This window comes from Shinella zoogloeoides, assembly GCF_030733845.1.
Classification (GTDB): Bacteria; Pseudomonadota; Alphaproteobacteria; order Rhizobiales; family Rhizobiaceae; genus Shinella; species Shinella zoogloeoides_C.
In genome coordinates, this window is record NZ_CP132311.1 from 1,529,178 (window position 1) to 1,540,390 (window position 11,213).

15 protein-coding genes and 1 pseudogene are annotated in these 11,213 nt (G+C 57.4%); 8 read left to right on the forward strand and 8 right to left on the reverse strand.

Translation table 11 applies throughout. The annotated features are described in order from the left end of the window. Positions 1-84 precede the first annotated feature (84 nt). On the forward strand, positions 85-258 hold the full coding sequence (locus tag Q9316_RS08640) for a hypothetical protein (RefSeq protein WP_306034770.1): 174 nt from the start codon (positions 85-87) through the stop codon (positions 256-258). Next, positions 248-556 carry a hypothetical protein gene (locus tag Q9316_RS08645; RefSeq protein ID WP_306034771.1) on the forward strand — a complete coding sequence of 103 codons (309 nt, stop codon included), beginning with the start codon at positions 248-250 and terminating at the stop codon, positions 554-556. Before Q9316_RS08640 ends, Q9316_RS08645 begins: the two co-directional genes overlap by 11 nt. 75 nt (positions 557-631) lie before the next feature. Here the strand turns inward: Q9316_RS08645 and Q9316_RS25660 are convergent, their stop codons facing one another. The 4 genes from Q9316_RS25660 to Q9316_RS08660 all read right to left on the reverse strand — a co-directional run bounded on the left by Q9316_RS25660 (position 632) and on the right by Q9316_RS08660 (position 3,402). Next, positions 632-1,279 (reverse strand): MAE_28990/MAE_18760 family HEPN-like nuclease, encoded by a 648-nt coding sequence (locus Q9316_RS25660; protein WP_371877974.1) that lies wholly within the window; start codon positions 1,277-1,279, stop codon positions 632-634. After that, positions 1,257-2,345, reverse strand: a complete 1,089-nt coding sequence (locus Q9316_RS08650; RefSeq protein WP_306034772.1) for a DUF262 domain-containing protein — start codon at positions 2,343-2,345, stop codon at positions 1,257-1,259. The genes Q9316_RS25660 and Q9316_RS08650 overlap by 23 nt, the downstream gene beginning before the upstream one ends. A 62-nt stretch (positions 2,346-2,407) precedes the next feature. Further along, on the reverse strand, positions 2,408-2,662 hold the full coding sequence (locus Q9316_RS08655; RefSeq protein ID WP_306034773.1) for a hypothetical protein: 255 nt from the start codon (positions 2,660-2,662) through the stop codon (positions 2,408-2,410). Further along, positions 2,659-3,402, reverse strand: a complete 744-nt coding sequence (locus Q9316_RS08660) for a LexA family protein (RefSeq protein ID WP_306034774.1) — start codon at positions 3,400-3,402, stop codon at positions 2,659-2,661. Before Q9316_RS08660 ends, Q9316_RS08655 begins: the two co-directional genes overlap by 4 nt. Positions 3,403-3,442: 40 nt before the next feature. On the opposite strand from Q9316_RS08660, the gene Q9316_RS08665 reads away from it, so the two are divergent. From Q9316_RS08665 to istB, 3 genes are all read left to right on the forward strand, one after another. Next, on the forward strand, positions 3,443-3,682 hold the full coding sequence (locus Q9316_RS08665) for a hypothetical protein (RefSeq protein ID WP_306034775.1): 240 nt from the start codon (positions 3,443-3,445) through the stop codon (positions 3,680-3,682). Between the two features lie 106 nt (positions 3,683-3,788). Further along, the gene (gene istA, locus Q9316_RS08670; protein WP_306035252.1) at positions 3,789-5,315 is read left to right on the forward strand and encodes an IS21 family transposase; all 1,527 of its coding nucleotides are present in this window, start codon (positions 3,789-3,791) and stop codon (positions 5,313-5,315) included. Continuing rightward, entirely contained in the window at positions 5,305-6,117 is an 813-nt protein-coding gene (gene istB / locus Q9316_RS08675) for an IS21-like element helper ATPase IstB (protein ID WP_306031938.1), read from the forward strand. The genes istA and istB overlap by 11 nt, the downstream gene beginning before the upstream one ends. 55 nt (positions 6,118-6,172) lie before the next feature. Here the strand turns inward: istB and Q9316_RS08680 are convergent. From Q9316_RS08680 to Q9316_RS08700, 4 genes and pseudogenes are all read right to left on the reverse strand, one after another. Next, positions 6,173-7,095, reverse strand: a pseudogene (locus tag Q9316_RS08680) (IS3 family transposase); the annotation flags it as partial. 490 nt (positions 7,096-7,585) lie between these two features. Beyond that, positions 7,586-7,795: a hypothetical protein gene (locus Q9316_RS08685; RefSeq protein ID WP_306034776.1), complete on the reverse strand. Its 210-nt coding sequence runs from the start codon at positions 7,793-7,795 to the stop codon at positions 7,586-7,588. A gap of 140 nt (positions 7,796-7,935) precedes the next feature. Next, on the reverse strand, positions 7,936-8,094 hold the full coding sequence (locus Q9316_RS08690; protein ID WP_306034777.1) for a hypothetical protein: 159 nt from the start codon (positions 8,092-8,094) through the stop codon (positions 7,936-7,938). A gap of 1,716 nt (positions 8,095-9,810) precedes the next feature. Then, a complete protein-coding gene (locus Q9316_RS08700) occupies positions 9,811-10,212 on the reverse strand; it encodes an OsmC family protein (protein ID WP_306034779.1) in 402 nt (133 codons plus the stop codon). Positions 10,213-10,339: 127 nt separating this feature from the next. Between Q9316_RS08700 and Q9316_RS08705 the strand changes: the two genes are divergently transcribed. The 3 genes from Q9316_RS08705 (at position 10,340) to Q9316_RS08715 (ending at position 11,104) form a co-directional block, all read left to right on the forward strand. Then, a complete protein-coding gene (locus tag Q9316_RS08705; RefSeq protein ID WP_306034780.1) occupies positions 10,340-10,477 on the forward strand; it encodes a hypothetical protein in 138 nt (45 codons plus the stop codon). A gap of 112 nt (positions 10,478-10,589) precedes the next feature. After that, entirely contained in the window at positions 10,590-10,817 is a 228-nt protein-coding gene (locus tag Q9316_RS08710) for a hypothetical protein (protein ID WP_306034781.1), read from the forward strand. Beyond that, entirely contained in the window at positions 10,814-11,104 is a 291-nt protein-coding gene (locus Q9316_RS08715; RefSeq protein WP_306034782.1) for a hypothetical protein, read from the forward strand. Before Q9316_RS08710 ends, Q9316_RS08715 begins: the two co-directional genes overlap by 4 nt. Positions 11,105-11,213 lie beyond the last annotated feature (109 nt).

The following is an 11,213-nucleotide window of genomic DNA, read 5'->3' on the forward strand; positions in this document are numbered from 1 at the left end:
TAGGAACGAAAGGAGAACGAAATGGGCTTGGCGGTTCCTGCGGCGACAGCGCCGTTTACACTTCACTTGCGGTGCGACAACTGCATGCGGGAGAGCACGAGAGACATTCGCTTGCCGGTGGGCGAGGGCATTCCTCGCGATGCCGACGAGCTAATCGAGAGCGCCTTTCTCGGCGATCTGAAGTTCAATTGCCGGCCGTGTGGCGGCGTTATCGCGCAGCTCGTCGGCATCGAAGGAGGATACAGCTGTGGCTATTGAGCAAGACGTCCTGGAATTCATCATTGTGCCGCCGTACGAGCGCCGGGCGGCGATATTTGCGTCCAAGGAGAGGATGGAGGCCTATTTGGGCAACCGGTTCCCTGGCTACAGCTTCAAGATCGCGCGGCTTGGCCCGGTCGGCGATGATGAGGATTTTTGCATTCTGCCGGTAATGAACTTCATCGACGGGGAGGGCGTGTCGAGGATGTGCAATGAACCGAAGCCCTGGCTGATTGCGGAGATTGGCGTGACGTGCAGGGAGTTTGATGCCTGCGGCAGGCGTTCATTCGCGGCCTGACGCCCACTAGAAAGTCCGCCGGAAGGGGCGGGCTAATGAAGGGAGCTAAAGAACCATGCCAGAGCGAGAATCCGCTCAGCGCTTGATGTGAAGTGTCGGAGTGCTGCAGTAGTGATCGAACTGCGAGGCAACGCAATTGCAGACGCTTCTCATCTGACGGAGCATTTTTCGGACGTCCGCGTGTGTGTACCTGCGACCGATGTTTGCCGCAGTATCCCGCCCGTGGGCAATTTGATTTCGATGGTCAACGACCTCATTGATCCGGGAGATGTGCTGCAGGTCGCGCACGAGACGGCGGCGTATATTGAAGACTGCAGCTATAGTCTGCAGGTGGCTATATCGGAAATGCGAACCATCATCGGGGATGTTGGTGTCCAACGCTATCTCTGCAGGTGTCTTCGCGGACGCTTTTGCGAACAGCTTTTGCCTCGCTCCCCAGACCCCTTTGGACCCCACATCGCGCACGGATCGAAGTTCAGGGTCTAGGTAGAGTGATAGCAGCGTCGGCGTGAGGTCACTTACCCGATATCTTCGAGAGTTAACGGCATCAATTGCGAGCCGTACAGAACTTCGGACTGTAAACTCATAAATTGAGTACGCCTCCACAAACATATGACCTTTGGCTGTTGCCCCAACCTGTCCTTTGAACGGTTTTGTTTCCGAAAAATACGCGTCCGCTACTTCGAACCTTGCAGAAACCTCAGAGATTAGCGACTGGAACATACGGCAGACCCAAAAAACGATCCCTGCAGAACTCAATACGCTCCCTTACTGCAGACCTGGTGTTTGTAGCTCCAGTTGTTGCCTTGCGAAGCTCAGGCGATGCCATCCAAACTTCGGTTTGGATGTTGTTAATTGTTCCAGCCTGACGCATTGCAAGCGCCGCCCCCACAGCCACCCCTTCAAAAAGGTTCAGAGGTGTTGTCCCCTTTCTCCCTGGCCGCAATATTCCGCCCGGGAAAACTGTAGCGAGCGCGCTGAATACACTCATGAACTCAGACTTGCGTGACAGCAGGTGGGGGCCGGTAAAATTCTCGCTGGCGTCCCGCATGTACCCGTCGAGGAAATCTTCAACGCTATGATCGAATTTCTGATATCGATCTAGGAATGCGAAGAACCTCAGGACACATTCTTCGCGCGTTCCATCCATATCCTGCTTTGCTGTTAGCCTCACTGCGGTGTGGCATTCTGCGGTAGCCGCCAATTCCTCCAGCATACTGGCAAATGGACCATGGAAAACGCTATCTCGTATTTCCTGTTTTGTTAGTACAATCCCGCCCGTGTTCAATCGCTCAAACAAGTCAATTCGAAGAATTTTGTCGCTTTTGTCGTTAAGGACAACAACCTTAAGAGGGCGTGTTCGGAGGTGTTGCTGCAGGTGAGGGGGGAAATCATCAAAGGTGAGATCGTTGAAATGCGATAATTTCTCCAGCCCCGTAAGGACCAGCTTCTGGCCGACCTTCAGTTTGGAGCGCAGCTGCTCTGACCCAGCAAACTTCGCGACAGCGCTTAGGCGTTGAACACCGTCCACCACTTCCCAAGTATTGTCGGTATTTGTCGCCATAAAGAGGTTAGGAATAGGAATGCCTAATGCGAGAGACTCGATCAATTGAGAGCATCTTACTGGGTCCCATCGAAAATGACGCTGATATACGGGAGCAACTGATATTTGCTCATCACCCAACATTCGAAGCAACTCTTGCAGCTGAATATCGAATGTGTCGAAATCAACCGATCGGCGCTGCTCACTTAGCTGTAGGGCCAGCTTCTCAGTGCTAATTTGTGCCATTTACCCTCCTTGCCGCCTTTATACGGCGCTCAATCTGGTTCGCTGACGCTAAGGCCGCCCCCTTACGCATCGCCGTCCGGCCGAAGATGAATCTCAATCAATTCCCGTGCCGCATCGAACACGCCAGTGTCGTCATCGCCTTGGCCTTCCTCAAGCATTAGCAACGCATGCTCGTAGATTTCCCGCTCGCCTTGTTCGTCTAGGATGCCCATACGTCGAAGGCGGAAGACAAGGGCAGCTGCTATTGCAGATGTGGCGAGCCCTACAGCTCCGGCGGAGAGGATGGCGGGATCGCGGGGCGGTATGGGTTTGCTCATCTCTGGAACCCCGGCATCTCGTTCATAACCCGCCGCACAAGGCCGATAACCTGCACCGTCACGCCGTCGTCGGCTTCGTGCTCCCGCTGGATGACGATCGGCTTATGCTTCGGATTGGTAGACCGCGGATGGAATTCCGTCCGATCGGAGTAAAGCTCCAACTGCTTCACGGACCATTCGCGGAAATGCCCACTGTCGCGCGTGCGCTCGACGACCACAACCATGCCGGATTTCAGTTCGACCAGGTGCTCCACGTCATCGTAGGCGAGGCAGACGAGCCGATCGCCCTCAAGGATCGGACGCGGCTTCAAGTCGTTCATGCTATCGCCCGAGCAGTCGAAGAGAAGTTGTCGAGCGTTCGGGAAAAGATCGTCGCGAGGTAGGGCCACCTCGATCCGTTCGGACTGGTCGAATTCATCTATTTCGCGGAACGTGCCCGCTTCCACCCTTCCAGCGACGAGGCCGGCCGTCATGCCGACGCGCGATAATGATACTTCACTTAAAGCGCTATCGGTCATCGTCGCCTCGCCGTCGTTGAACAATATCCAGCCGGCGGAGACCCCAAACAGCTCGCCGTACTTTTCGGCGGCCTTCCTGGAAATCGGCCGGTTGCCGTTCTCATGACTAATAAGCGTGTTCCTGTTTATGTCTCGCGGGAAAGCACGAGCGGCTTCGCTCGGGCTGCTGAAGCCGGCCTTGGCTCGGGCTTCCTGAAGGCGATATCGCGGTTCGTTTTTCATTCGTACATCCTGCCCCAATTTCGTCGTACAAGGCGCACGATTGACGCTTGCATTTCGTTCGTACGATATGTACGATTACAAAATGATTAACGCCCCAAAGACGATTGCTGAACTTATCGGCGAATGGCCGACCGTCCGCGAATTCGCGTCAGACATCGAATGTGGCCTTGAGGCCGCATTCCAAATGAAGAAACGAAACCGCATCGCTCCGCATCACTGGGCGCGTGTGATTTCCGCTGCCGAGGCGCGCCGGATCGCTGGTGTCAACTACGGGTGTTGATTGCCACTGAGAACTGACCCGGCATAGCCCGATATTTCCATTGAGAATTGACCCATGTTTCAACCGTCCCTCGCGAGTTTTCAGCGGGGGCTGTGGAGTGATCGACATGGCGTTACTGAGCGTGATCCGGCGCTGGCATCTTCGAGAGCATCTATCGATCCGAGAGATATGTCGCCGGACTGGCCTTTCGCGGAACACGGTCCGCAAATACCTGCGCCTTGATGGCGGGGAGCCGAAGTTTAAGGTGCCGGAGCGACCGAGCAAGCTCGATCCGTTTGCAGATCGGCTGTCGGCATGGATGAAGACGGAATCGAAGAAGGGCCGCAAGCAGAAGCGGACGATCAAGCAACTGCATGCCGATCTGGTCGGCCTCGGTTATGAGGGCTCTTATAATCGGGTTGCAGCCTTTGCCCGAGAGTGGAAGGCGGACAGGCAGAGGGAACTTCAGACCACAGGACGCGGCACGTTCGTGCCTCTGGCCTTCGAACCGGGCGAAGCGTTCCAATTCGATTGGTCGGAGGACTGGGCCATCATCGGCAATGAGCGCACCAAGCTGCAGGTCGCGCATACGAAGCTGAGCTACAGCCGCGCCTTCATCGTGAGAGCCTATCTCCTCCAGACGCACGAGATGCTGTTCGATGCCCACAACCATGCCTTCCGCGTCTTTGGCGGCATTCCTGGCCGTGGCATCTACGACAATATGCGCACGGCGATCGACAAGGTTGGTCGCGGGAAGGATCGCGACGTCAACGTGCGCTTCATGGCGATGGCCAGTCACTATGTGTTCGAACCCGAGTTCTGCAATCCGGCGTCCGGTTGGGAGAAAGGACAGGTCGAGAAGAACGTTCAGGATGCCCGTCATCGTCTCTGGCAGCCCACGCCGCGCTTTCCGTCGCTGGAAGCGTTGAACGTCTGGCTGGAGCAGCGCTGCAAGGAATTGTGGGCGAATACCCCGCACGGACAGATGCGCGGCACCATCGCCGACATCTGGGCTGAGGAGGCTTTGGCATTGATGCCTGTCTCCCGGCCGTTCGATGGCTTCGTCGAGTATACCAAGCGCGTCACGCCGACCTGCCTCGTTCATCTGGAGCGCAATCGCTACAGCGTTCCTGCCTCCTTCGCCAATCGGCCGGTGAGCCTGCGGGTCTATCCGGATCGTGTCGTTGTCGCCGCGGAGGGCCAGATCGTCTGCGAGCATCGCCGGGTCATCGATCGCTCTCATGACCGACCGGGACAGACCATCTACGACTGGCGGCATTATCTGGCGGTGGTGCAACGCAAGCCGGGCGCTCTTCGCAATGGTGCACCCTTTGCCGAACTGCCCGATGCGTTCCGAGCCTTGCAGCAGTACCTCCTGAAGAAGCCGGGTGGTGACCGCGAGATGGTCGATATCCTGGCCCTTGTTCTCCAGCACGACGAACAGGCCGTGCTATCGGCGGTCGACATGGCGCTGAAGTCCGGCGTCCCCACGAAGACGCACGTGCTGAACCTGCTGCATCGCCTCGTCGACGGCAAATCCTTCACACCACCGACCATCGACGCGCCTCAGGCCCTGACGCTCACCAACGAGCCGAAGGCCAATGTCGAACGCTACGATGCGCTCAGAAAGACGGAGGCTCGCCATGCGTCATAATCCAGCAAGTGGCGCTGTCGTCATCATGTTGCGGCAACTGAAGATGCACGGCATGGCCCAGGCCGTCGGCGAACTCACCGAACAGGGATCGCCAGCGTTTGAGGCCGCCATCCCGATCCTGTCGCAGCTTCTCAAGGCCGAGACGGCGGAACGCGAAGTTCGATCGACCGCCTACCAGCTCAAGACGGCACGCTTTCCAGCCTATCGTGACCTGAACGGCTTCGACTTCGCCAGCAGCGAGGTCAACGAGGCGCTGGTGCGTCAGCTTCATCGCTGCGACTTCCTCGGCGACGCCAACAACATCGTCCTCGTCGGCGGTCCCGGCACGGGCAAGACGCATATCGCCACAGCGATCGGTGTCCAGGCTATCGAGCATCATCACAAGCGGGTTCGGTTCTTCTCGACCGTGGAGCTGGTCAACGCGCTCGAGCAAGAAAAGGCACAAGGGCGTTCCGGCCAGATCGCCAACCGCCTGGCACACTCCGATCTCGTCATCCTCGACGAACTCGGTTACCTGCCGTTCAGCGCTTCAGGCGGGGCGCTGCTCTTCCATCTGTTAAGCAAGCTCTACGAGCACACGAGCGTCATCATCACGACCAACCTGAGCTTCAGCGAATGGGCCAGCGTCTTCGGCGATGCCAAGATGACCACCGCGCTGCTCGACCGCTTGACCCACCATTGCCACATCCTCGAAACCGGAAACGACAGCTTCCGCTTCAAGAATAGTTCGGCTCATGAGCCCAAAATGACGAAGGAGAAAAGGAAGAGCTTGACCGCAACCATCGACCCGAACGACATCTAATAAACGGGTCAATTCTCGGTGGAAATGCCGGGTCAGTTCTCAGTGGCAATCAACAGTTGAAACTCTCGACATAGCCGTTTTGCATTGGCCTTCCCGGCGCGATGTAATGCCACTCGACCTTGTGATCCTTCGACCAGGCCAGGATGGCATTCGAGGTCAGTTCGGTCCCGTTGTCTGAAACAATCATGCCGGGCTTGCCTCGTCGCTCGATAAGCGTCGTCAGTTCCCTCGCGACACGGCGACCTGATATCGATGTGTCCGGGATCGCCGCCAGGCATTCGCGCGTAACATCGTCGACCACATTGAGGATGCGGAAGCGCCTGCCGCAGGCGAATTGATCGTGGACGAAATCCAGTGACCAGCGGGCATTCGCCTTTGCTTCGACGAGGATCGGCGTACGCGTGCCAACAGCACGACGCCTGGCTTTGCGCTTGCGCACGGAAAGACCTTCCTCGCGATAGAGCCGGTAGATGCGGTTGACACCGGAGGCCTCTCCGTCTCGCCGAAGCAGAATAAACAGCCGTCGGTAGCCGAACCGTCGTCGCTCATTGGCCAGATCGCGCAGCTTCGTTCGCAATTCGACCTCAGTCGGTCGAGAGGATTGATAGCGGATCGTCTTTCGGTCGGCGGATATGATCTGGCAGGCCCGCCGTTCCGAAAGGCCCATGATGGCCTTCAGGTGCGCGACAGCGTCGCGCTTGGCGGCAGGCCCTACCATTTTTTTGAAAGAAGCTCGCGGAGTGCGGCTGTATCCAGCATTTGTTCGGCGAGCAACTTCTTCAGCTTGGCATTCTCGTCTTCAAGCGCCTTCAAACGTTTGGCCTCCGACACCTCCATGCCGCCGTATTTGGCTTTCCAGTTGTAAAAGGTCGCCTCGGAAATCCCGTGCTTGCGGCAAAGATCAGCGGCCTTAACGCCCGCCTCCTGCTCCTTCAGCACCCCAATAATCTGCTCTTCCGTAAATCGCTGCTTCTTCATAAGTCCGTCCTCGATGGGCCGAACTCTAATCCAATCTGGAGGAAATTCTCAGGGGCAGGTCATCACCCACCAGGGCAAGGTCGAACTGCTGCTGGAACTCTTCGGCCGCGCGACGCTCGCGTCGTTCGATCCAGACGACCTGGCGCCTGGGGATAAATTCCCAAAAGCGAGTTAGGGTGTTGAATATATTCCTGCGACTTGCTACATTCCGAAAATCACGCGAATGGCTGCCGCCGGACCTCTCGAAGGGAATACTCGCCGGGCCAATGCTGGAAATCGCGTCCAGCGGAGTGCGAAGCTTTACCCAAAATCAGGCAAGCCAGACATCCAGAGCGATCAGGCACGCCACGGCGACATTCACAGAGACGTAAGACGCCAAGTCTTCGTATATGCGCTGACGGTGGTTCATTATCATGTCCTTCCTGCCTGTGAACTCGCAGGATGGCGCGTCGTTCCGTCTGGTAGAGCTTGGATTTGCGTTTTGCAGAGCCTACCAGCCAATCACGAAGGCAGCCACCAGGAAGGCCACAGTGGCCAATCCGGTGATGAGAAGCACGAGGATTTCCTCCCCAGCGGGATAGAGCCATCGGCTGAGACGATCGGCATATGAGCGGCGCTGAGACTCGTTCGACATGGGAGGACGGTAGGGCAGGCCGAGCGCGGAGCGCAACGCCTCGTGGTCCTTTGGGTTAAGAACCACAACTGTGTGTCCCGGTTCGGGACTCTGCTCATCCAGAAGACGTAGTGCGTCGCATCAATTCATTGATCGGTCGACAAACGTTCTGCGACTGTTCGCTTCATTTTAGCAAGTGAATTTAGCCGGGTAATCATGCCAAGGGGCTATTCGGAGCGATTGATCGCGTTGGATGTCGGTGCGACGTTCGTCTCGCCCGGTGTCCAAAATATGAAATACACGGCGGCAATCAGCAGGGCGATGCCCAGGATCGTGACTACGAACCGGCTCATACCTGCCTTAGCTTTCTCATCAGTGTCCTTCATTTCGGGGGCAACCACCAATAGCAGGGAATGTTCCTCAAGCCGGTTCAAAGCCACTGCCACGCGGCCCACAAGATGCAGTATACGGCGACACCGATAACGAGACACATCACGAAGTCCCGAGCCATGACGAGCACCCCCGCGCCCTGACAGGGAAACTAGGATGCGCGAGATTAGGGAAGAAGTCGAGCCAGAGACCGAGCAGCAAAGAGATCGGGACGGCGGAAAGCCATTCGTGATAGCCAGGGGGATGTCCTAGGCGTTACTTGCCGACTTATGCCGCAGCCGAGCCCGGGCGGCTACCTGCGGGATCGGAACCGGTCCTCCGTCGCGTTGAGGCAATTCGTATGAGCAGCTTAATTCGCGTTGCCGGCGGCTATGGACGACCGTATCCCTGCCCAGCTATCGGCCCCGGGCGGCATTCCCCTTTGTGGTCAAGCACACCCACCATGAAGCGCCGAAGAATCCCGCAGGACTGCTCTGCCAAAGGACCGGCTAACGGTGTCATCCGGGATGTAACGTATCCAGCCTTGTGAAGCATCTGATTGAGGATGCGATTACTCGCCGGGTTAAAGTCTACGTTGCAGATCATGGAAGACATTGCGTCATCCTTTCGATAGAGCGGGCCTGGCCCGCCTTTCAGGGAGAAGGGTCGGGACGGTCGCCAGTTGCTTGCTTGGCATCGACGGCGAGAGCTCGGTAGATTTCGTCGTACGAAACCTGAAGACGTTGACGCGCCATCGAAGAATCGGAGAGACGTGGTATCTCTAGATGGGTGGCCACACGCTTGTACGCAGGAAAGCTCAACCCAGCTATGAGTTCTTCATCGACGATAAGTCGATAGGTCCCAGCCTCCAGCGGTTCGATTAGCGGCTCAAGGTGGAACGGACGCGTAAAACTGATTTCGGTCTCTGTAGTCCTCATGACAAGTCCGTTCCAAGATTGAGGGGCGTGCGCCGCAGCTCCGTTGTCTGCCGTCGGCGGCGCCCTGTAGGCTGCGCTTCGAAATCGCGCTGCTGTTTTTCGGCCTGTCAGGCGGAGGCCTACCAAAGCCAGCCGTCCATGAGAATGTAGACGATCATAAGTAGGCTTGCGCCAACAACGAACTGCGAAGCTGTGGTAGTAATGAAATATCGATTTTGACGAATAGCAAAGTCGGAAGACATATCGTCCTCCTCTCGTTTGGGGCCAGGGTAGCAAGCCCTCAAACAGCAGCGCCCGTAATGATGGCTGCTGGAATAACCACCTTGCGCGCTTACCGAGACGTTAGCAAGGAATCAATTAAGGTCATTTGGAGCCCGCTCCAGCCTGTCGTCCGGTGGCCGGTTTTCGGCAACCGTGTGTAGTCGCCGATGTAAGGTCCTCCATCTCACGATCCGTAGGCGCCCTTATTGGGATGGCGCGGCGCTTCTGAATTTACCGGTGTTTGCCCCTCTCTGAGGTCCGGCTTGCCAGCGGTGCCAGACACACGTTCGGCGTCGCCGCTTCCCTTGGTCGGCGTCGGTTGTCTATGTTCCCTAGCCGAGGGATGTGTCCCGTCAGAGATGCTGCCGGGGTGAGGGTCCTCAACGATAGGCGTTGGCGTTACGAGTTTGTGGTTTTCGGTCTTGGCCATGACTGCTCTCCTTTTGGGAAGAATGCAGGCATGTCCTTGCCAGTTCCGTAGGGGAACATATCCAAGCATTCCCTAGGCCTTCACGACGTGACGAGAGGACATCGTCAATGGGTCATCTCAACGGGGAATGCCTCCTTAAGAGAGTTGGCTACGGTGCAGATCCGCCATGCTTCTTCGATGATGGGACTTGGATCGTCACCGTCCCGCATTTGCACACGAACTGACAACACGGCTCCAGTGGCGACCAAGGGCGCTCCATCAAGTTCGATCGTGACGGAGACGGCAAGCTCATCGATGTCGCGGCCGAGCTCGTGGGACACATATCGAAGGTCGTTGCAGTAGCATCCGCCGATAGCCAATGCGAGTAACTGCGCACCATTAAATCCGATGCCTGCGCCGCCTGCTTTGCCACATGGCCGATCAACGACAACCGTGTGGCTTCCGGCCCAACCGATGGCGGCCTGGGTCCCGGCAATGTTCCGCAGCTCCACTGTTGATGCAACCACTCGAGCCTCCCAGGGTTTTGTCTGCGGAACAAACTGCGACACATAGTGGGAAGAGTCGATAGCTATGCCGTCACCCCCTCCCACCCATCGCCCTCCTACGCAAGGCGACGATCAATAGGAAATCGACATGATCGGTATGAACCTTCGTTGCCCCATCAACCGTATCGCCGGAACAGTCGACGCTCAAGCCGTCCAGGCCGACGGCAGAGCGCTGGTCCGCATCAATGATCATTGGCTTGAGGTCGAGAACTTGCGTGGTGCCTAAGCGCTATAGGCCAGAGCACCAGGCGCTCTACAAGCATCCAGCTTGGCAGTCGCTCCGCAAGAGGGGCTTCCTTCGCGATAACTACACCTGCCAATGGCATGGCTGTAGCAAGTTGCTGATAGGGAAGGGCAAGGAGCCGAACGCTCCTGTTGCTCATCACAAGCAGGACCACAAGGGCGACCTTTCGCTCTTCCTCGATCCTGAGAACATTATGGCTGTCTGCAACGAATGCCACGACGGCCCCGTCCAGCGGCACACCAATCGCGGCTATGTGCAGGGGCACGATGAGAACGGGCGGCCGCTCGATCCTGATCATCCCTGGAACCGGAGCACACCATGAACGAAGAGCTTGAACTGGCGCTGACCTACTGGCGGACCATGGCCCCTCAGCCGAAGGCACTCGTCTATGTGGCTGCCATCAAGGCCAAGCTGAAGGGCGAAGAGACCGACGCCATCGTCGTCGACCACGAGCTTGCCAACGCTATCAGCCGCGGAGCTTCTGTCGCTCGCGCCAAGGGCATCATGGCAGATGTCATTAAAGCCGATAAGCCGATCGAACGTGATGAGAAGGGCGATGACGCGCCGAAGGGCAGGCGAGGCCGGAAGGTGAAAAGCGCTGCGGCGTGAAACACGATGTTTCACAGGGGGCACCCCCTCGAAGTTTAAAGAGGGGTCGATTCCTCCGCATCCGCGTCCCCCCTTCATTTGCACTCAGATCAGCATCGAAAGGGGGGTA